Source organism: Caballeronia sp. LZ035, from assembly GCF_031451175.1.
Lineage (GTDB): Bacteria > Pseudomonadota > Gammaproteobacteria > Burkholderiales > Burkholderiaceae > Caballeronia.
This window is the reverse complement of sequence record NZ_JARUXS010000003.1, coordinates 1465486-1486235: the sequence shown is the minus strand read 5'-3', so window position 1 is coordinate 1486235 and position 20750 is coordinate 1465486. Positions and strand designations below refer to the sequence as shown.

General features: G+C 64.3%; 22 protein-coding genes. 18 read left to right on the top strand and 4 right to left on the bottom strand.

Features of this window, described 5'->3' with window-relative positions; all coding sequences use genetic code 11:
* Positions 1 to 19: 19 nt before the first annotated feature.
* Genes QCE88_RS29400 through QCE88_RS29390 form a run of 3 tightly spaced genes read left to right on the top strand, consistent with a single transcriptional unit; the run spans position 20 to position 2419 of the window.
* The gene (locus tag QCE88_RS29400) at positions 20 to 844 is read left to right on the top strand and encodes an ABC transporter permease (RefSeq protein WP_309908474.1); all 825 of its coding nucleotides are present in this window, start codon (positions 20 to 22) and stop codon (positions 842 to 844) included.
* 10 nt (positions 845 to 854) lie between these two features.
* Complete coding sequence (locus QCE88_RS29395) at positions 855 to 1637, top strand: ABC transporter permease (protein ID WP_309908473.1); 783 nt, start codon at positions 855 to 857, stop codon at positions 1635 to 1637.
* Between the two features lie 11 nt (positions 1638 to 1648).
* A complete protein-coding gene (locus tag QCE88_RS29390) occupies positions 1649 to 2419 on the top strand; it encodes an ABC transporter ATP-binding protein (RefSeq protein ID WP_309908471.1) in 771 nt (256 codons plus the stop codon).
* Between the two features lie 3 nt (positions 2420 to 2422).
* Here the strand turns inward: QCE88_RS29390 and QCE88_RS29385 are convergent, their stop codons facing one another.
* The 4 genes from QCE88_RS29385 to QCE88_RS29370 form a co-directional block, all read right to left on the bottom strand.
* Positions 2423 to 2809, bottom strand: a complete 387-nt coding sequence (locus tag QCE88_RS29385) for an ester cyclase (protein WP_309908470.1) — start codon at positions 2807 to 2809, stop codon at positions 2423 to 2425.
* 22 nt (positions 2810 to 2831) lie between these two features.
* Entirely contained in the window at positions 2832 to 3443 is a 612-nt protein-coding gene (gene leuD, locus QCE88_RS29380) for a 3-isopropylmalate dehydratase small subunit (RefSeq protein ID WP_309908469.1), read from the bottom strand.
* Entirely contained in the window at positions 3440 to 4834 is a 1395-nt protein-coding gene (gene leuC / locus QCE88_RS29375) for a 3-isopropylmalate dehydratase large subunit (protein ID WP_309908468.1), read from the bottom strand. The genes leuD and leuC overlap by 4 nt, the downstream gene beginning before the upstream one ends.
* Positions 4835 to 4899: 65 nt before the next feature.
* Positions 4900 to 5628 carry a GntR family transcriptional regulator gene (locus QCE88_RS29370; protein WP_309908467.1) on the bottom strand — a complete coding sequence of 243 codons (729 nt, stop codon included), beginning with the start codon at positions 5626 to 5628 and terminating at the stop codon, positions 4900 to 4902.
* 107 nt (positions 5629 to 5735) lie between these two features.
* Here QCE88_RS29370 and QCE88_RS29365 point away from each other — a divergent pair, with 107 nt between their 5' ends.
* From QCE88_RS29365 to ligK, 15 genes are all read left to right on the top strand, one after another.
* Entirely contained in the window at positions 5736 to 6695 is a 960-nt protein-coding gene (locus QCE88_RS29365) for an ABC transporter substrate-binding protein (protein ID WP_309908466.1), read from the top strand.
* 11 nt (positions 6696 to 6706) lie between these two features.
* A complete protein-coding gene (locus QCE88_RS29360) occupies positions 6707 to 7459 on the top strand; it encodes an ABC transporter permease (protein WP_309908464.1) in 753 nt (250 codons plus the stop codon).
* A 37-nt stretch (positions 7460 to 7496) separates the two neighbouring features.
* A complete protein-coding gene (locus QCE88_RS29355) occupies positions 7497 to 8297 on the top strand; it encodes an ABC transporter ATP-binding protein (protein WP_309908463.1) in 801 nt (266 codons plus the stop codon).
* Entirely contained in the window at positions 8294 to 9133 is an 840-nt protein-coding gene (locus tag QCE88_RS29350) for an ABC transporter permease (protein ID WP_309908461.1), read from the top strand. Before QCE88_RS29355 ends, QCE88_RS29350 begins: the two co-directional genes overlap by 4 nt.
* The gene (locus tag QCE88_RS29345) at positions 9130 to 10026 is read left to right on the top strand and encodes an isocitrate lyase/phosphoenolpyruvate mutase family protein (protein ID WP_309908459.1); all 897 of its coding nucleotides are present in this window, start codon (positions 9130 to 9132) and stop codon (positions 10024 to 10026) included. The genes QCE88_RS29350 and QCE88_RS29345 overlap by 4 nt, the downstream gene beginning before the upstream one ends.
* Before the next feature lie 33 nt (positions 10027 to 10059).
* On the top strand, positions 10060 to 11055 hold the full coding sequence (locus QCE88_RS29340) for a DUF6282 family protein (RefSeq protein ID WP_309908458.1): 996 nt from the start codon (positions 10060 to 10062) through the stop codon (positions 11053 to 11055).
* Positions 11056 to 11087: 32 nt separating this feature from the next.
* Complete coding sequence (locus QCE88_RS29335; protein WP_309908457.1) at positions 11088 to 12179, top strand: TauD/TfdA family dioxygenase; 1092 nt, start codon at positions 11088 to 11090, stop codon at positions 12177 to 12179.
* A 51-nt stretch (positions 12180 to 12230) separates the two neighbouring features.
* A complete protein-coding gene (locus QCE88_RS29330) occupies positions 12231 to 12998 on the top strand; it encodes a glutaredoxin domain-containing protein (protein WP_309908455.1) in 768 nt (255 codons plus the stop codon).
* A gap of 191 nt (positions 12999 to 13189) precedes the next feature.
* Positions 13190 to 14242, top strand: coding sequence for a phage tail sheath C-terminal domain-containing protein (locus QCE88_RS29325; protein ID WP_309908453.1), 1053 nt, complete (start codon positions 13190 to 13192; stop codon positions 14240 to 14242).
* A 216-nt stretch (positions 14243 to 14458) separates the two neighbouring features.
* Positions 14459 to 15598: a porin gene (locus QCE88_RS29320; RefSeq protein ID WP_309908452.1), complete on the top strand. Its 1140-nt coding sequence runs from the start codon at positions 14459 to 14461 to the stop codon at positions 15596 to 15598.
* Positions 15599 to 15792: 194 nt separating this feature from the next.
* Entirely contained in the window at positions 15793 to 16065 is a 273-nt protein-coding gene (locus tag QCE88_RS29315; protein ID WP_309908451.1) for a DUF4148 domain-containing protein, read from the top strand.
* Between the two features lie 285 nt (positions 16066 to 16350).
* Positions 16351 to 17643 (top strand): gallate dioxygenase, encoded by a 1293-nt coding sequence (locus tag QCE88_RS29310; protein WP_309908449.1) that lies wholly within the window; start codon positions 16351 to 16353, stop codon positions 17641 to 17643.
* A 22-nt stretch (positions 17644 to 17665) separates the two neighbouring features.
* On the top strand, positions 17666 to 19015 hold the full coding sequence (locus QCE88_RS29305; protein ID WP_309908447.1) for an aromatic acid/H+ symport family MFS transporter: 1350 nt from the start codon (positions 17666 to 17668) through the stop codon (positions 19013 to 19015).
* Positions 19016 to 19033: 18 nt separating this feature from the next.
* On the top strand, positions 19034 to 20059 hold the full coding sequence (locus QCE88_RS29300; RefSeq protein WP_309908446.1) for an amidohydrolase family protein: 1026 nt from the start codon (positions 19034 to 19036) through the stop codon (positions 20057 to 20059).
* 2 nt (positions 20060 to 20061) lie between these two features.
* Entirely contained in the window at positions 20062 to 20745 is a 684-nt protein-coding gene (gene ligK / locus QCE88_RS29295; protein ID WP_309908445.1) for a 4-carboxy-4-hydroxy-2-oxoadipate aldolase/oxaloacetate decarboxylase, read from the top strand.
* Positions 20746 to 20750: the final 5 nt, after the last annotated feature.

The window sequence follows — 20750 nt, the reverse complement described above, 5'->3', positions numbered from 1 at the left end:
TTCGAGGAGACCTGTAAAGATGGCCCGTACCCTGACTCGTGTAGCGTTGCCCAGCGTACGTGCGCACCGGGCGCTTTCCAACGACGCGCTGCGCGCTGCCGGCTGGACCGCGTTGCCCTGGCTCCTGCCCGCAGGCTGCGCGCTGCTGTGGGTGCTGGGATCGCACTATGGATGGATCTCGGCACAAGTGCTCCCGCCGCCCGGGCTCGTCTTCGACACGCTGGCCGCGCTGGTGAAGAGCGGCGAGTTATGGATGCATCTTTCCGCGAGCATGACGCGCGCGGCAGTGGGCTTCGGCGGCGGCGTGGCGCTCGGCGTGCTGCTGGGCGGCGCGCTCGGTCTGTCGCGGACGCTCGAAGCCTGGGTGCTGCCGAGCTTCAACGCCATCGTGCAGGTGCCGGTGCTCGGCTGGCTGCCGTTCCTGATGATCGTGGTCGGCATCGGCGAGCCGTTGAAGTATTTGTTGATCGGCCACGCGGCGCTCGTGCCGGTCACGCTCTCCACGCTGCAAGGCTTTCGCAACACGCCGCGCGGTTTGCGGGAAGTGGCAGCGGCGTATCGCTATACACGTTGGCAAGTGATCTCGCGCGTCACGCTGCCCGCCGCGATTCCAGTGATCGGCACTGGCGTGCGGCTCGCGTTCACGAAAGCGTGGCTCACGCTGGTGGTGGTGGAGCTCGTCGCGTCGTCGGAAGGGCTCGGTTATCTGATCGTCTATGGACGGCAATTGTTTCAGCTCGATCTCGTGCTGGCTTCGGTGCTGATTGTCGGCGCGATCGGTTACGCGGCGGATCGATTGCTCACGGCGTTCGAACGCAGGCTCCAGCGCGGCCGCGTCGACTGAGGATAAGAACATGTCTACGCTGGAACAGGAACAGATCGCGGTCAAAGGCTCATGGCGCGGCGCCGTGCTGCCCGTCGCGGGACTCGCGCTGTGGTGGTGGCTCACGCGTCACGCACAGGCGGATCACGGCATCCTCGTCTCGCCGGGGCGCGTATGGCAGACGGCCGTCGAGCAAACCCGCAGCGGGGCACTGACGCGTGCGCTCTCGGCCTCGCTGGCGCGCGAACTGACGGGCTTTGCCATCGGTGCAACGCTCGGACTCGTGCTCGGGGCGCTGCTCGGTGTGTCGAAGCTGGCGAATCGCGCCATCGCGCCGAGTTTCAATACGTTCAAGCAGGTCTCGCTGTTCGCGTGGATCCCGTTGATCTCCGTGTGGTTCGGGCTCGGCGATGTCGCGAAGGTCGTGTTTCTCTCGCTGGCCGCGCTGGTGCCGGTCGTCGTGCACACCAGCGACGGCATTCGCGCTGTGTCGCCCACGTATCTCGACGTGGCGCGCGCCTACCGTTATGGCCGCTTGCAGACGTTGGCGTTCGTCGTGCTGCCCGCCGCCTTGCCGTCCATCTTCACGGGCGTCTATCTCGCGCTCATCTATTCGTGGCTCGCGACGCTCGGCGCGGAGTATCTGCTCGTGGCGGGCAGTGGCATCGGCAATCTGCTCGTGGACGGCAGCGAACAGTTCCGCATGGATCTCGTCGTGTTCGGCGTAATCGTGGTGGGAATCACGGGATGGGCGTTGAATGCCCTTGCGCGCGGCGTGCAGCGCCGCTGGTTCGGCGCGTCGCGCGCGGTTTGAGGAGAATGAACATGACAAGCCTGATTGAACAGGAAAGCGGCCTGACGCTGCGGCACGTGAGCAAGCGCTTCAACGACGACACCGCGCCGCCGGTGCTGGATCGCATCGAGTTGTCGATTGCGAGCGGGGAGTTCGTGAGCATCGTCGGCGCCAGCGGCTGCGGAAAATCGACGCTGCTGCGCCTCATCGCCGGGCTCGATCCCGCGCATGACGGTGAGATCGAGTTCGACGGAGAGCGCGTCGTGACGACGGATCTGTCACGCGGCATCGTGTTCCAGGATCATCGGCTCTTTCCCTGGCTGAATGTCGCGCAGAACGTGGCCGTGGCGCTGCGCAATGCGCCGCTCACCCGGGCGGAGAAGACGCGTGCGGTCGCGGAGCATGTCGCGCTCGTCGGTCTCGAAGGATTCGAGCGGCACTATCCGCATCAGTTGTCGGGCGGCATGGCGCAGCGCGTCGCGATTGCACGCGGGCTCGTCAACCGGCCGCGCCTGTTGTTGCTCGACGAACCCTTCGGCGCGCTCGACGCACTCACGCGCTCGCGTCTGCAAGCCGAGTTGCAGCGCATCTGGGCGCATGAGCGCATCACGATGGTTCTGGTGACGCACGATGTCGAAGAGGCCGTGTTGCTGTCGGATCGGATTGTCGTGATGGAGGCGCGGCCAGGGCGTATCGGCGATGTGATCGACGTCACGCTGCCGAGGCCGCGCAAGCCGGGCGATCAGGGCGTCGGCCGGTTGCGCGACGAGATCGTCGGCCGGTTCTTCACGGATAGCGCTTAGAGCCTAAAGCTGCGCTTCGATCGCGGTCTTGTCGATCACTGACCAGACCTCGGTAATCTTGCCGTCGCGGAACGTATAGAAGACGTTCTCGCAGAACGTCACGCGGCGGCCGTCGATCTTCAGGCCCATGAAGTCCGCTCGTGGCGAACAGTCGAAGCGCAGACGGCTGGCAATGCGCGGCGGTTCCGCCACCAGCAACTCGATGTTGAAGCGCAGATCCGGAATATCGCGGAAGTCCTGCTCCAGCATTCGCCGATAACCCGCCAGGCCGAACGCACGTCCGTTGTGCCGTGCGGTTTCGTCGACGAAGTTGCCGAGATGGTCCCAGTCCTGCGCATTCAGGCAGTCGATATACGCGCGATAAATTGCCGAGAGTTCTTCCGGTGTCATGGTGTCGGTGCGTGCGTGAGGGTCACGCCGAAGCATAAACCCATGGCCGCCGCGCGCGGTCCGCGCGTTGAAACTCGGCGACACGCGCTTCTCGGGCCACGGCCTGATCGACATCGTCCTGACCGTTCAGCAATGCAACGCGCTGCGATTCGGGCAGGCTGAACGCAAACGCTTCGAGGCCCGGAACATGCACCTCACACGCGTGCAGGTCCACCGTCAGCAACTCGCCGCGCGCCGCAACCGGCATGATGGCGGCAATCTCTTCAGGCGCGAGACGCACGGGCAGCACGCCGTTCTGGAAGCAGTTGTTGTAGAAGATGTCACCGTAGCTCGACGCGATCACGCAGCGTATGCCGAACTCGTCGAGTGCCCACACGGCCATTTCGCGCGAACTGCCGCAGCCGAAGTTCTTGCCTGTCACGAGAATACGTGCGTCGCGAAACGGCGGCTGGTTCAGCACGAACTCCGGGTTCTCCGTTCCGTCCGGCCGATAGCGCAGCGTCTCGAACGCCCAAGGCTGAAACTCGCCGCGCTTCAGTTGCGAGATGCGCTCGATCCGCACGATCAGGTCTGTATCGACATCATTGCGGTCGATCACCGCGGCATGTCCCGTACACACGTCGAAGGCTTTCATGCGGCCCCCTGGATTTCGCCTGCAAGCGCTGATGCGGCGGCCGTTGCCGGGTTGGCGAGATGCGTCATCACGCCCGGTCCCTGCCGTCCGACGAAATTGCGGTTCGAGGTCGACACGCAGCGTTCGCCGCTTGCGCCGAGATCGCCGTTTGCGCCGACGCACATCGAACAGCCCGGCTCGCGCCATTCGAAGCCCGCGTCGCGGAAAATCTGTTCGAGCCCTTCGCGTTCGGCCTGTTCGCGCACCGGCAGAGAGCCCGGCACGACCCACGCGTTCACGTGCTTCGCCACGCGCGCGCCGCGCACGACTTGCGCGGCGGCGCGCAGATCGGAGATGCGGCTGTTCGCACATGAACCGATGAACACCCGGTCGATGCGCGTGCCTTCCATGCGCTGCAAGGGCTTGAGTTGCATATAGCCGAGCGCGGCTTCCGACTGTGCGCGCCGTTGCGGATTCGGCTCGGCGGCGGGATCGGGCACATAGCCGTCGATGCACACCACCTGCTCGGGCGTCGTGCCCCAGGTGATCTGCGCATCGATGCCTTCGATATCCACGTCCACGTCCTTGTCGAAGATGGCGTCGGCGTCCGTCGCCAGTTGCCGCCATGCGGAAACGGCGGTATCGAACGCATCGCCTTGCGGCACATAAGGACGGCCGCGCAGATAGTCGAACGTGACATCGTCGGGGGCGATCATGCCGAGACGCGCGCCCATCTCGATCGCGAGATTGCAGAGCGTCATGCGCGCTTCCATGTCGAAGCCGCGTACCGCGTCGCCGGCGAATTCGAGCGCGTGACCCACCGCGCCCGCCACGCCCAGCTTGCCGATCACATGCAGGATGACGTCCTTGGCCGTCGCGCGCCGCGCGGGCGTGCCGCGCAGCGTCACGCGCATGCGCGCGGGCTTGCGCTGGCGCAAGGTCTGGCTCGCCAGCACCTGCACCTGTTCCGACAAGCCGATGCCCCAGCCCATCGCACCGAATGCGCCATGCGTGCAGGTATGGCTGTCGCCGCAGACGAGTGTGGTGCCGGGCAAGGTCAGGCCCTGTTCCGGCGCAATGACGTGGACGATGCCCTGGCGCGCGTCGTCCAGATCAAAGCGCTCGATCTTCAGACGCTGTGTCTGCTCGCGGAACGCCTCGACCATTTCCGTGGCCCACGGCTGGTCGCCGGCGCGGCGTCCCGGCACACTCGATATCACGTGATCCGGCGTCGCGAAGGTCAGCTTCGCGTCGCGCACGCCGAGCCCGCGCCGCTCCAGCACGCGGATCGCTTCGACGGCGGTCAGTTCATGCAGCAGATGGCGATCGATATGCAGGACCGTGGTGCCGTCGCTCAATTCCTCGACGACGTGCGCGTTCCAGACCTTGTCGAACATCGTTTGCGCGCTCATTCTTCGCCATCCTGATGAGTTGTTATGTGGGATGTCATGACTGTCTCCTCCTTCAAACCGCAATTTCAGCTCAGCGGCGCACCCAGGCCCGCGAGCGCGGGCAGTTGCAGGATCAGGTCGGCGGAATGCCAGAGATGGCGTTTCATGGCCTGATAAGCCATGTCCGCATTGCCCGCGAGGATGCCCTCGGCGATGTCCTCATGTTCCGCGAGCGCGTTCTTCATCATCTGCGCGCTGCCGATCTGCTGGCGCAACTGGATCATGAACACCGGCAGCTGATATTTGTCGATCAGTTCGCCCAGTTGCGGATTGCCGCACATGTGCACGATTTCCTGATGAAACGCACGGTTGTCGACGATGAAGCGCTGGAAGTCCGGCCGATCGTTGTGTACGCGGCCCTGCTCCAGCACCGCGACGAAGCGCGCGCGGTTGTCGCCGACATCGATGTTCTGCGCGGCCACGCGGGCCGCATAACCTTCGAGCGCCTCGCGAATCTGATAGACGTGCGCCACCTCGGCCGCCGACAGACTGCGCACCACCGCGCCGCGATTCGGCACGACATCGATCAGACCGTCCGCTTCCAGCCGCCGGAACGCTTCACGCAACGAGCCGCGACTGATGCCGAGCTGCTCGACGATATCGCGTGAAATCAGCCGCTGGCCGGGCACGAGTCGCCCTTCGAGGATGCGGTTCTTCAGTTCGGCCGCGATGCGCTCGACGGTTTCGCCCGAGCGGCCGACGCTTTCGATGTCGGCTTCGAGGTCAGCGGAAACAGGGATATGAGGGAAGTCCATGAGCGGATTGTCCAATAGTTTCCGTTGACGCGCCATACGTTTTAACATTTAATTCAAACAAAAGTGTTCGACACTTTGATCCACAACACTACACAATCGGAGACAGCATGAAGGGTTTGATGCGCTTGGGCGCGGTGGCGCTGGCGGTATCGGGGTGGATGTGCGCGGCGGGCGCGTATGCGGCGGATGTGGTGCGCATCGGCGGGACGAGCAACTACGGGCCGGTGCTGCCCGTGATGGCCGCCCAGGAGCTCAAACTATTCGACAAGGTGGGCGTGCAGACGCAGTTCACCGGCTTTCCGGGCGGCGCGGCCTGCATGGAGGCGCTGGCTGCCAACGAAGTCGATATCGTCAATTTCTTTCCGCCGGGCCTCGCGCTGGCGAAGAAGCGCGGCGTGAAGGCGACCATCGTCGGCGCGGACTCGCTGACGCCGCGCGGCTGGGACGTGATCGTCAAGAAGGATTCGCCGCTCAAGAGCGTCAAGGATCTCGGGGGCAAGAAGGTGGGCATCTCGGCCACCGGCTCCACGACCGACTTCTTCGGGCTGTGGGCGGCCAACGAAGCGGGTGCGCCGGTGAACCGCATTCCGGTGGGCGGTCCGGGCATGGTGCCGAACCTGCTGTCGGGCAACGTGGACGCGATCGTCGCGTATCCGCCGCTCAGCTACAAGATGTTGCAGGCGGGCACGGGCCGCAGTCTGGTCGATTTCGGCAAGGCCATGCCCGCCAATGTGCCCGACGTGTGGATGGCCTCCGACGAGATCCTCGCGAAGAACCCGGACGGCGTGAAGAAGACGCTGGTGGCGCTGTACAGCGCGGTGGTCTACATGCAGGCGCACCCCGAGTGGACGATTGCCTTCATCCAGAAGCAGACCGGTCTGCCGCCGGAAATCGCCAAGCTCGAATACGACAACACCATCAAGGGCCTCTCGCCTGACGGTTCGATCAAGGCCGAGTGGGTCGAGGAATCGCTCAAGCTCGCGAAGCTCGCCGGCATGAACGACACGCCGCCCGCAAAGGACCTGTTCACCACGCGCTTCGTGCCCGTGAAAACGGTGGCCCCATGAGCGGTGACGCCATGAGCCCCTGGGCACGACGTTTCACGCAGGCGGCGATCATCGCGGGCTTCGTGCTCGCGTGGCACCTGACGGTGGCGGGCCGCTTCGTCGATCCGATGCTGCTGCCCGGACCGGCCGAAGTTTTCGCCCGCATGCTCCATCTGCTCGGCGATGCGCAGTCGCTGCATCACCTCGGCGTGACGCTCGGCGAGGTGATGCTGGCGGTGGTGCTGGTCACGCCGGTGGGCATTGCGCTGGGCCTGTTCCTCGGCGAGAACGCGTACTGGGGCGCGGCGTTCCGGCCGCTGTTCTATTTCATGTCGAGCGTGCCGAAGTCGGTGTTCCTGCCGGTCTTCATTCTCGCGCTCGGCATGGGCTTCTCGCAGAAAGTGGCCTTCGGCATGTTCCAGGCGATCTTCGTGCTGGTGGTCGCGGCCATCGCGGCGGCCGAGAGCGTGCCGGTGGACTACGTGCGCACGGCCCGTTCGTTCGGTGCGACGCGCGCGCAGATCTATCGTCATGTGTATCTGCCCGCGATGCTCCCGGTGATTCTCGAAGGCCTGCGCCTCGGCATGATCTTCAACATCACCGGCGTGCTGTTCGCGGAGATGTACGTGTCACGCGCCGGGCTCGGCTATCTGATCGCCAACTGGGGCATGAACTTCGACATCGTCAGTCTGCTGGCGGGCATCGTGCTCGCGAGCCTCGTGTCGATCATGGTGAACGAAGCATTGCGCTGGTACGAGCATCGGGTCGGCGCCTGGCGCGGCTGACGATGTTTGCACAACCCCACGACAACACACAATTCGAATGAGCACACCGAACGCACTCTCTCGCAACGAGACCGCCGCGCTGCACATCGACGGCGTGTCGCAAACCTATCAATCGAAGAGCGGGCCGGTCCACGCGCTCGACGACGTATCGTTCAGCATCGACAACGGCAAGTTCATCGGCTTGGTCGGTCCCAGCGGCTGCGGCAAGTCCTCGCTGCTGATGATGATGGCAGGCCTGCTCGCGCCGAGCGCGGGCTGCATCCGCGTGGGCGAGCGGCGTATCACGCAGCCGGAGCCGGAGGAAATCGGCGTCGTGTTCCAGGAGTCGAGTCTTCTTCCCTGGAAGACCGCGCTGGAGAACGTGGAGTTTCCGCTGGAGTTGCGCGGCATCGACGTGGCGACGCGCCGGCCGCTCGCGCGCGAGATGCTGGCGCGCGTCGGACTGAAGGATTTCCTCGACCGCCGTCCGCACGAACTGTCCGGCGGCATGAAGCAGCGCGTGGCGATTGCGCGCGGCTTCTGCCAGAACCCGCGCGTGCTGCTGATGGACGAGCCGTTTGCCGCCCTCGATGAACAGACGCGCCTCTCGCTCGGCGACGAACTGCTGTCCATCTGGGAGCAGCATCGCAAGACCGTGGTGTTCGTCACGCACAGCCTCACGGAAGCCGTCTATCTGTGCGATGAAGTGGTCGTCATGGCGGCGCGTCCGGGACGCATCATCAAGCGCATCCAGATCGACCTGCCGCGTCCGCGCACCTTCAAGACGATGGCGACCGCGCGCTTCGGCGAACTGCGCGACGAGATCTGGGAACTCATCCGCACGGTGGAGCACGCATGATCTCGCCGCCCCTGGTCCGCACGAAGCACGCGCCCGCCGCCGCAGAAGCAGCCGCCGAGCGCGCGCCGCGTCGTCCTGCGCTGAGCGCATCGGCGTTGCGGCTGGTCTGCATCGTGTTGCTGCTCGTCTTCTGGGAGCTGGCGCCGCGTCTCGGCTGGGTGCCCGAGGTGATGCTCGCGCCGCTGTCGTCCACGCTCGTGGCCGGTTTCGACAACGGTCCGATGTTCGCATTGAACCTCGCGTCCACAGTGGCCGAGATGGCGGCCGCGCTGGCCATCGTGTTCGTGGTGGGCGGTGCGTGCGGGCTGTTGCTCGGCAGCGTGGCCGCGCTGCGCGACACGCTGCTGCCGCTGGCGTCGTCGCTGTATGCGGTGCCGCTCGTGATCCTCTACCCGCTGCTGACCGCGTGGATCGGCATCGGCATGGAATCGAAGATCGTGTTCGGCGCGGTCTACGGCTTCTTTCCGATGCTGCTCGCCACCGCCGCGGGCGTGCGCACGGTGGACCGCCAACTGCTCGTGGCGGCGCGCAGCATGGGCGCACGCCGCATGCAGCTGGTGCGTCACGTGATGCTGCCCGCCGCGGTGCCTTCGGTGTTGTCGGGCATGCGTCTCGGCAGTGCGATGACGGCCATCGGCGTGGTGGTCGCGGAGATGATGGCCGCGACCTCGGGCATCGGCTTCGTCATCACGCAGAACCGCACGCTCTTCAACACCCCCAACGTCTATTTTGGCGTGCTGCTCGTGCTGGTGCTCGCGGTGGCCCTCGACCAGCTCGTCAATTTCCTGCAACGGATCGCGTCGCGACGCTATCCCCAACCTGAAAACAAGTCATGAAATCTGCATCGCATGCCAGCGTGTTGCGCGAACGCCTGCAACGGAAGGACATCGTCGTCGTGCCGGGCGGCGGCTCGCCGCTGGAAATCCGCATGATCGCGCGCGCCGGTTTCGAGGCCGCCTATCTCAGCGGCTATGCCACGGCGGCGTCGCGCTACGGCGTGCCGGACATCGGGCTGGTCGCGTATGGCGAGATCGAGAACGCCGTGCTCGCCACGACGCGCGTCGCCGACGTGCCGCTGATCGTCGATTGCGACACCGGCTACGGCGACGTCACCAACATGATTCGCACCGTGCAGGGCATGGAGCGCCTGGGCGTGGCCGCGATCCAGATCGAGGATCAGGCGTGGCCCAAGCGCTGCGGCCACATGGACGCGAAGATCGTCGAGTCGCGCGAGGTGGCGTTGCGCAAGCTGCGCGCCGCGCTCGAAGGGCGCAGCAATCCGGACACCGTGATCATCGCGCGCACCGATGCACGCGGTCCGCACGGACTGGACGAAGCGCTTGAACGCTGCCGCATGTTCCGCGATGCGGGTGCGGATGTCGTGTTCGTCGACGGGCCGCAGTCGCTTGAAGAACTGGAGATCATCGGACGCGAACTGGCGGGCGGGCCGCTGGTCGCGAACATGTCGGAATCGGGACTGACGCCGTTGCTCTCCGCGGCGGAACTGCAGGAACTGGGCTTTGCGATCGCGCTGTTCCCGAGCAGCACGGTGCGGCTGACCGTGCGCATCGTCGAGGACTTTCTCGCCGATCTCAAGCAAAGCGGCGACTCGCGCGCGTGGGTCGAGCGCATGGCGAGTCTCGCAGAGACCAACAGCGCGCTCGGCATCGAGACGATGCGCGAGTTCGAAGCTCACATTCTCGCGGACGTGAAGAAGCGTCTCGACTAACGAACGTAGCGAAAGATACAGGAGACCCCACGCATGACATCGAACTACTATCCGTATCCGCCGGGCGGCGCGACCGTCACGGACCGCATCCTGAAGGGCGCCATCGACCTGCATCATCACGGCTTCCCGGAGATCAGCTTCGAGGCGAAGACGCGTCTGGAAGACATCGACGAAATGTCGATCGCGCGCAATGCCGGCATGCTCGGCATCGTGCTGAAGTCACACATGTTCCCGACCGTGGGCCGCGCGTATCACCTGAGCAACATGGTGCCGGGCATCGAGATCTTCCCGAGCATCACGCTGAATTACGCGGTGGGCGGGCTCAATCCGCTGGCGATCGAAAGCGCGGCGAAGCAGGGCGCGAAAGTCGTGTTCATGCCGACCTGGAGCGCCGAGCATGACATCGAGCGCGGCGGCATGAGCCGGCATCTGCGGCATTTTCTCGACCGCGCCGAGGGCACGCTGCGGCCGGGCAAGGGCATCCGGCTGACGGGCTCCAATGGCAAGCTGCTGCAGGAAACGCGCGAGTGCCTCGACTGCGCGCGCCAGTACGGCATGACCATCTGCACGGGACACGTTTCGCCGACGGAGTCGATCGCGCTCGCGCTGGAAGCGAAAGACTACGGCATCAACGAAGTGATCTTCTCGCATCCGGACAGCAACTCGGTGGGCGCGAACCGCCAGGAAATCCGCGACATGTGCGCGCTCGGCGCGGTGTGCGAGTTCTGTGCGCTCGGCTGCCTGCCGCCGCTGATGCGCATGAAGCCGAAGGACTTCGCGGATGTGGTCGGCGATATCGGCGAAGACAAGGTCATCCTGACGACGGACTACTTCTTCGAATGGTCGCCGCCGGGTCCGGAGACGATGCGCATGCTGATCGGCACGTTCCTCGCGCTGGGCATGTCCGAGACCGCGGTGCGCAAGATGGTGCGCGAGAATCCGGCGCGCATGCTCGGCATGGATGCGGACCGGCTCGCGAAGCTCGACGCCGAACAGGACGCGTACCGTGCGGCACAGATCGAGCATTGAGCGAACGTAGACCGATATAGGAGACGAGCTTCATGATTCAGCAGGTTGCAAGCCGCGCGGGCTGGAAAGGACCGGACCTCGCGCAGACCGAGGCGTGGTTTCATCGTTTGTCGGACGACGCCATCGCCGATTTCGAAACGGCGATGCGCACAGCGGTGGCATCGGGCAAGACGCTGTTCGATCTCGGCGTGGAAGACTTTCCGCTCGGCGCCGCCGGCCGCGCCGCGCTCGCTGTCGTGCATGACGAGACCCAGCAGGGACTCGGTGTGATGGTGTTGCGCGGCTTTCCGGTGGCGCGCCATGAGCCGGCGCATCTGCGTCTGCTGTTCTGGGGGCTCGGGCTGCATATGGGTGTGCCGCGTCCGCAAGGCAAGCAGAGCCAGTTCATGTCCGATGTCACCGATGCCGGCGGAACCTATCGCAGCACCACGGGCCGCGGCTACAACACGAACTCGAAGCTCGACTTCCATGCGGACAACGCCGATATCGTCGGACTCATGTGCGTGAACGCGGCGAAGCGCGGCGGCGAGAGTCTGATCGCGAGTTCGGTGCATGCGCATAACGTGATGCTTCAGGAACGCCCTGATCTCGTCGCGGTGCTGTACGAGCCGTTCATTTTCAGCCGGCAGGGCGAGCAGGCGCCGGAAGAAGGGCTGTGGTACGAGTCGCCGGTGTTCTCGGTCACGGAAGGCCACTTCGCGTGCCGTCATGTGCGCAACCATATCAAGGGCGCGCAAGATGGCTTTCCCGACTTGCCGCGCCTGACGCAGGCGCAGACCGAGGCGCTCGATCTCTTCGACGCCATCCTCGCCCGCGAGGATGTGCGCTTCGCGATGCATCTCGAACCCGGCGACATGCAGTTCCTCAACAACCATACGCAACTGCATTCGCGCACCAGCTACGAGGACTGGCCGGAACCGGGACGGCGCCGTCTGCTGTATCGTCTATGGCTGGCGATTCCGGATGCGCAGCCGCTCGCGCCGGGCCTGTTGCCGACTTACAAGGACGTGGCGAGCAAGGCGGTGCGCGGCGGTTTTCGCGGCGTGAACATCACGGAGGCAACGCGCGCGTTCGAGGCGCGCATCGCCGCGCATCACGACATGGCGATGCGCATTTACGACTAGCGCGCGTGGTTCGATCTCGCGCGATGCAATGCAACGCAACGGAGGAGACTCATGACCGATATCGCGACGAGTGCGCGCATCAAGGTCTTCTGGCAGCCGGGCTGCTCGTCGTGCCTGCGCACGAAAGAGTTCCTGACGCAGCAGGGCGTCGAGTTCGAATCGCGCGACGTGCATAACGACCCGCAAGCGCAGGCCGAGTTGTTCGCGCTCGGCGTGCGCAGCGTGCCGGTGGTGTCCATCGGCGCGCGCTACACGTTCGCGCAATCGCTCAAGGACGTGGTGAAGTTTCTCGACCTGCGCACGACGCTCGCCGAGCCCTTGCCGCCGCGCATGCTGGTGCAACGGCTCGACACGGTGATGAGTGCGGTATCGCGTTATGTGCGCCAGTTCGCGCCGGAACATCTGCACGAACCGTTTCGCGACCGGCGGCGTACGCCCGCGCAGTTGTGCTACCACGTGTACCGCATCGCGGAGATGGGCATGGAAGCGTCGCAAGGGCTGCTGCTGCGCTTCGAGAGCTTCGACGAGGTGCCCCCCGAGACGTGGACGGCGGACGACATCGCCCGCTGGGGCGACGACGTGCATCGCCGCTTCGATGCGTGGTGGGCCGCGGAACCGGACCCCGAGGTGAACTACACGGTGTCGACCTACTACGGCACGCGACCCTTCCACGAAGTGCTGGAACGCACGGCATGGCACGCCACGCAGCACACGCGGCAGATCATGCTGATGCTGGAGACGCATGGCGTGACGCCTGATGGTCCGTTGACCAGGGCGGATCTGGAAGGCTTGCCCGTGCCGGATGAGGTATGGGGATGAGGTGAGCGCAGTGACCGGCATGCGGCACTTCGCTATGCCGGTTGAAATCTTTCGGTTGTGCTTCAACTCCGTTCGAACATAGGAAGGGGAATCAACGTTCTGCACCGAAAGGTCATTTTGTAATGTCGGTTAAGAGTTTTCTGGGGAGCTTCGCATAATGGAAGTCATCACTTCACGCGGAGACCGACCCGATGACCGTCGAAACAACTTACCCCGGTGTTTATATCAAGGAAGATGCTTCAACTGCGGCATCGGTCAGTATGCTGTCGACGGCGGTGCCGTTGATCACCATGCCTAGCGGTTTCCCGAGCGAGCCCGTGCGGTTCAATAATTGGCTCGATGTGCTCGCCTATTATTCGGGAAAAATTGATCTGACCGCAGCGAAGCATGCGGGTCTGAAGGCTTATTTCGAAGTGGGCGGTGGGCCTTGCTATGCGGTCAACTACAACAACCTTGTCCCAGCCGCGAAGCAGTTGGGTTCAGCTATTACGCTGGTGGTCGCGAATGATGGAGCCATGCCTGCGTTTCAGGAACACGTCGCAGGATTGCCGGATTCTGTTTTCAGGATTCTCGATGGACCCCACGACGAGATCAAGGACGCGACGGCAGCGGCAGGCTACGTGTCGAAAGCCTGTGAAGCGGTCTACTATCCCTACATCAAGACGCCGTGGAGCGTAGCCGACGTTGCTCCAAGCGCCGTCATGGCCGGCCTCTACTGCAAGAACGACCGCCAGCGAGGTGTCTGGAAGGCGCCGGCCAACATGCCCTTGCCGGCAGGCTATACGCCAATTCATCACGTGACGGACGACCTTCAGGCGCAGTACACCAGCGGCCGTGCCATCAACATGATTCGCTCATTCGACAGCACTGGACCCGTCGTCTGGGGTGCGCGTACGCTCGAAGACAGCGACAACTGGCGCTATATCTCGGTACGACGTCTGTTCAACAGCGTCGAACGCGATGTTGATAACGCTATGCAGAACATGGTGTTCGAACCGAATGCGCCGTTGACCTGGGAAAAGGTGCGATCGGCCATCAGCAGTTATCTGTATCAGTTGTGGAAGCAGGGTGCGCTGGCCGGCGCGTCTGAAGACGAGGCTTACTTCGTGCAGATCGGCAAGGACATCACCATGTCGGCCGACGACATTGCTCAAGGCAAGATGATCGCGAAGATCGGCCTGGCGGCGGTGCGGCCGGCCGAGTTCATCGTTCTGGAATTCACCCAGGCGGTGGAAACCGCTTGAACGACCTGTAGATCGGCGCCGGCCCCCAGGCCGGAATCTGCCTTAACCATTCCTTCAATCGGCACGCAGTTTTATTCAATATCGACGCCTCCTCCTGCTGGCAGAATTTGTGTGCGTTACACACACACATGAAAAGAACGAGATCCACACCTGAAGGCGATTGCTGTCGCGCCTGCGGGGTCAAGTACGGATCCCGTCAAGGAGACAGCGTCGATCATGAATCACCGGAACGCAGCGTGGGCCTGCGCAGCATTGATGAGCATCGTTCCCGCGTGGGCGAATGCTGAAGGCCAGACGTCGAGCGCACCTCTGCCGTTGGGCGGAAGCTCGGTCACCATGTATGGCCTGATCGATCAGGGCCTGGAGTTCGTCAACAACGTGGCGAACGGCAAGAACGCCACCAGGAACAGCTGGCGCACCGGCGACGGCACCGCCACGTCCTACTTCGGCATTCGCGGGGTCGAGGACCTCGGCGGCGGCATGCGGGCCATCTTCGACCTGCAAGGCGGTTTCCAGCCGACCAACGGCGCCTCGCGGCAGGGCGGCCGTCTGTTCGGGCGTCAATCCTACGTGGGCATCGACGGGAAATACGGACGGCTCACCTTCGGCCGCCAGTACACGATGCGTTTCTATGGCGTGTCGTTCATCAACCCGTTCGGCACGGGTGCGCAAGGCATCACGACGCTCGACAACGGCATTGCCAATGCGCGGGCCGACAACTCGGTGAGCTATCGCTACTTCCTCGGCGACTTCGAAGGCGGCGTGAACTACAGCTTCGGCCGCGACGCCGTGGCGGGCAACAGTTCGGTCGCCACGAATTGCCCGGGGCAGACCACGCCGTCGAATCAGTGCCGGGAATGGTCGGCGCTGCTCAAGTACGACGCGCATACGTGGGGCGTGGCGACTTCCTACGAGCGGAACTACGGCGGCACGGCGGCGACCTGGGGCGGGCTCACCTCACCGGACAAGGCCGATGCCCGCATCACGCTGGGCGGATATGTCAAATTCCATGGGACCAAGCTGGGCGTGGGCTGGATACGTCGCCTCGACGACGGCATCGCCACGCCGAGAAGCAATCTGTTCTGGGTGTCGGGAACCGTGCCGGTGAATCCGTTCTTTCATATCGACGGCATGGTGGCCCAGCTCCGATACGATCAATCACCGAACAAGGCGCTCATCGAAGTGCTGCGCGGCGAGTATCTGTTGTCCAAGCGGACCTTGCTCTATCTGACCGGCGAACACATCAACAACTCGGGCAACCTCGCACTCGCGGCGACCACGTTGTCGCCCACCGCGAGTCCGCCCGCCGGCGGCGGCCAGATCTCGATCATTGCGGGGATCCGGCATACCTTCTGAAGTCGCGCAATGCTGTCGCGAATCTGTCCGCGAAAGATCGACCGCATGACACCGCGCTGACTTCCCGGTGCGGTTGACTCACTAGCGATCCCGATCACCCGCTCCGGCATTTACCCTGTCCAGGCGCGCTGCTAAGCTTTTCCCACGAGTGAAGTACAACGTGGGCGCAGCGCGCCGCAACACAGGGGTTTGCCATGAAATCGCTCATCAGGGTCGTCGTTGCGCTGGCTGTTGCGGCTCCGGCCATCACGTTCGCGCAGGCCGATTCACCGCCCCTGACCCGCGCGCAGGTACGCGCCGACCTGGTTCAGGCCGAGAAGGCCGGCTACAGCCCGACCGCCTGGGCCTATTTCCCCGAAGGCGAAATGCAGGCCGCGGAATTTCACAAGGCAGCGCATCAGGCTGCGGTCGGTGGATATGGCGCGGACTGGAATGGTGTGTCGCAGGCGGGGTCGATCGCTCGTTGATTGCTGGAACCCGCACGAGGCGCGCGGATGGCGATTCCACGGCCCTCCTTGCGTCCTGCTTCCCCTGTCATCTGTTTTGTTTATCGCGGCACGCGGCGAACGGCGTGTGAGCCACTGCCGCCGAGGCTTGTCGTAGCGGCCTTCCAGCTGCACCCCGCCCCTTCCATAAAAGCTATCTTCTGGTTAACGCGTAGTCCCTGACAACGCGCGATCTCCGCTACCCTTCGACTTCAGTTTTCCCTGAAGCACGCCCGCCCGGCGACGCATTTCGAAGGAGTAGCGCACATGGCACGGATCATTGGAGGCATTGCCGCCTCGCACACGCCGACAATCGGTTTCGCGTTCGACAAGAACAAGCGCGACGATCCCGTCTGGGCGCCGATCTTCGAAAACTTCGCGCCGCTCGCGGACTGGATCGCGGAGAAGCAGCCCGACGTCATCATCTCGATCTACAACGACCACGTCACGTCCTTCTTCTTCGATCATTACTCGGCGTTCACGCTGGGTGTCGGTCCTGAATGGAGCGTCGCGGACGAAGGCGGCGGCGCGCGCGATCTGCCGCCGATCAAGGGCCATCCGGAACTGGCCGCGCATATCGGCACGTCGCTGATGAGCGACGAGTTCGACATGTCGTTCTTCCAGAACAAGCCGCTGGATCACGGCTGCTTCTCGCCGCTCTCGATGCTGTGCCCGCACAAGCCCGCCTGGCCGGTCAAGCTCGTGCCGCTGCAAATGGGCGTGCTGCAATTGCCGGTGCCGAGCGCACGCCGCTTCTACAAACTCGGGCAGGCGCTGCGCCGCGCCATCGAGAGTTATCCGGAAGACCTCAAGGTGGCAATTCTCGCGACCGGCGGTCTCTCGCATCAGGTTCACGGCGAACGCGCGGGCTTCAACAACACGGAGTGGGACGCGCGCTTTCTCGATCTCTTCGAGCGCGATCCCGAGCAACTGGCGGACATGACGCTCGCCGAGTACGCGACGCTCGGCGGCTACGAAGGCGCTGAAGTCATCATGTGGCTCACGATGCGCGGCGCGTTGTCGTCGACTGTCGTGTGCAAGCACCGCAGCTACTACCTGCCGTCGATGGCCGGCATCGCCACGGCGATTTACGAAGGCGAGGGCAGCGAGACGAAGCCCGCGATCATCGAGCGTCATCGCCAGAAGATGGCGGTGCAGCTCACCGATGTCGAGCAGCTCGACGGCACCTATCCGTTCTCGATCGAAACCGCCGTGCGCGCGTATCGAATCAACGATTACCTGCATCGCATGGTGGAGCCCGCGCATCGGGACGCCTTCAAGGCCGATGAAGAAGCGAGCTTCGAAGCGGCCGGTCTTTCCGAACAGGAACGCGACCTGATCCGCCGTCGCGACTGGCGCGGCCTGCTGCACTACGGCGTCATCTTCTTCATGCTCGAAAAGCTCGGCGCGGTGACGGGCGTATCGAACCTGCATATCTATGCCGCCATGCGCGGCGAAACCCTCGAAGAATTCCAGAAGACCCGCAATGCGCCCGGTGCGCTGTATTCGGTCGCGGGCAAGAGCGCCGACAAGCTCGACTGGGACAAGAGCAAGAACTGAACGACACGTGGAGGAGACAGACATGACAAACGGTAAAACCATCGACATCAAGCGCTTCATCGACGAGCGCCCGATCTCCGCGTACCAGTGGCTGCTGGTGGCGCTGTGCTTTCTCATCGTCGCGGCGGACGGCATGGACGTGGCCATCATGGGCTTCGTCGCGCCGTCGATCATCGCGGACTGGCACATCTCGCGACCGGCGTTCGGGCTCGTCATGAGCGCGGCGCCCCTGGGCCTCGTGATCGGCGCGCTGGCGGCGGGACCAGCTTCGGACCGCATCGGCCGCAAGTGGGTGCTGATTACCTCGGTGTTCCTGTTCGGCGTGTTCACCATCGCGACCGCGTTCACGAACTCGCCCGCGAGCATGGCGTTGCTGCGCCTGTTGACCGGCATCGGCCTCGGCGCCGCCATGCCCAACACGACCACGCTGCTCTCCGAGTACGCGCCGCAACGCAAGCGCGCGCTGCTCATCACGATCATGTTCACGGGCTTCAATCTCGGTTCGGCACTGATCGGTTTCGTTGCCGGTGCGCTGATTCCGGTACACGGCTGGCGCTCGGTGCTGATCTTCGGCGGCGCGTTGCCGCTCGCGCTGATTCCGCTGCAAATCTGGCTGCTGCCCGAGTCCGCGCGTCTGCTCGCCGTGCGCGGCGCGACGGCGCAGCGCATCGGCAAGGTGCTGGGCCGCGTGTGCGGCGCGCGCTTCGACGGCAACGAAACCTTCGTGTCGCAAGAGCCGCCGCTGCCTACCAAGCGGCCCATCGGCGTGCTGTTCTCGCACGGCTACGGACTGTTGACCGCCGCACTGTGGGTCACGTATTTCATGGGCCTGCTGGTGATCTACCTGCTGACCGGCTGGCTGCCGACGCTGATGAAGGACGCGGGCCTCACCGTCTCGGCGGCCGCCAACGTCACCGCGATGTTCCAGATCGGCGGCACGATCGGCGCCATCCTGGTCGGCTGGATCATGGACCGGGCGCGCCCCGCGCCGGTCATCAGCGCCGCCTATCTCGGCGGAGCGGTCTGCGTGCTGGGCCTTGCATGGATCGGCGCGCTGTCGTCGTCGCTCGCGGTACTGGTGTTTGCGGCCGGCTTCTGCATGAGCGGCGCGCAGACCGGCCTGAACGCCTTCGCGCCGAGCCGCTATCCCACTGTCGCGCGCGCCACCGGCGTGAGCTGGATGCTCGGCGTGGGCCGCTTCGGCAGCATCTTCGGTTCCGCATTCGGCGGCGCGCTGCTGGGCCTCGGCTGGGAATTCGGCGCGATCCTCGCGATGCTCGCCGTGCCCGCCACGCTCGCCGCCATTTCGATTCTGGTCGCGCAACGCACGCACGTTGACGAAGCGCATGCGCAGACCACCGCAGCACACTAGTCCCTGGAGCTATAACGGATGATCATCGACATACACGGCCACTACACCACTGCGCCCAAGGCGCTCGAAGCCTGGCGCAACCGGCAGATTGCCGGCATCAAGAGTCCGGCGGAAAAGCCCGCTGTCTCCGAACTGCGCATCAGCGACGATGAACTGCGCGAGTCGATCGAAAGCAATCAGCTGCGCCTGATGCGCGAGCGCGGCCTCGATCTCACCGTGTTCAGTCCGCGTGCGAGCTTCATGGCGCATCACATCGGCGACTTCGAAGTGTCGAGCACGTGGGCCGCGATTTGCAACGAGCTGTGCCATCGCGTGAGCCAGTTGTTTCCCGACTCGTTCGTTCCCGCCGCGATGCTGCCGCAAAGCCCGGGCGTGGATGTCGCGACGTGCATTCCCGAACTGGTGAAGTGCGTCGAGCAGTACGGCAATGTGGCGGTGAACCTGAATCCGGATCCGTCGGGCGGGCACTGGACCAGCCCGCCGCTCTCGGATCGCAGCTGGTATCCGCTGTACGAGAAGATGGTCGAGTACGACCTCCCCGCGATGATTCACGTCAGCACGAGCTGCAACGCGTGCTTCCACACGACCGGCGCGCATTACCTGAACGCGGACACCACGGCATTCATGCAATGCCTGACCTCCGACCTGTTCCGCGATTTCCCGACACTCAAGTTCGTGATTCCGCATGGCGGCGGCGCGGTGCCGTATCACTGGGGCCGTTTCCGCGGTCTCGCGCAGGAACTGAAAAAGCCCTTGTTGAAGGATCATGTGCTCAACAACGTGTTCTTCGATACCTGCGTGTATCACCAGCCGGGCATCGACTTGCTGACGCGCGTGATTCCCGTCGATAACATCCTGTTCGCGAGCGAGATGATCGGCGCGGTGCGCGGCATCGATCCGGAAACCGGGCATTATTTTGATGATACGAAGCGCTATGTCGAGGCCGCGCAAATCGAGCCCGAAGCGCGCTACAAGATTTACGAAGGCAACGCGCGCCGTGTATATCCGCGTCTGGATGCGGCGCTCAAGGCAAAGGGACGTTGATCATGTTTGAACTGGGTGTGGTGTATCGCAACATCGAACGCGCCGATGCGGACGCAGCCGCGAAGCTCTGCGCGCTCGGCTCGGCCACCGTGCATGAAGCCATGGGGCGCGTCGGCCTGATGAAGCCGTACATGCGGCCGGTGTTCGTCGGCGCGCAGGCCAGCGGCACGGCGGTGACCGTGCTGCTGCAGCCGGGCGACAACTGGATGCTGCACGTCGCGGCCGAACAGATCCGTCCCGGCGATATCGTGGTGGCGGCCTGCACGGCGGACTGCACGGACGGTTTCTTCGGCGACCTGCTCGCCACCAGCTTCAAGGCGCGCGGCGCGACGGGGCTCGTCATCGACGGCGGCGTGCGCGACGTGCGCGTGCTGACCGAAATGAACTTTCCGGTCTGGAGCAAGGCCATTTCGGCGAAGGGCACCGTGAAGGCGACGCTCGGCTCGGTGAACGTGCCGGTGGTCTGCGCGGGGGCGCTGGTGACGCCGGGCGATGTGATCGTCGCGGATGACGACGGCGTCGTGGTCGTGCCGGCCGCATCGGCGCGTCAGGTGCTCGACAAGGCGTCCGCGCGCGAGGCGCTCGAAGCCGGAAAACGCGAGAAGCTCGCGAGTGGCATACTCGGGCTCGACATGTACAGCATGCGCGAGCCGCTCGAACGGGCGGGTCTGCGCTATATCGACTGATTCGA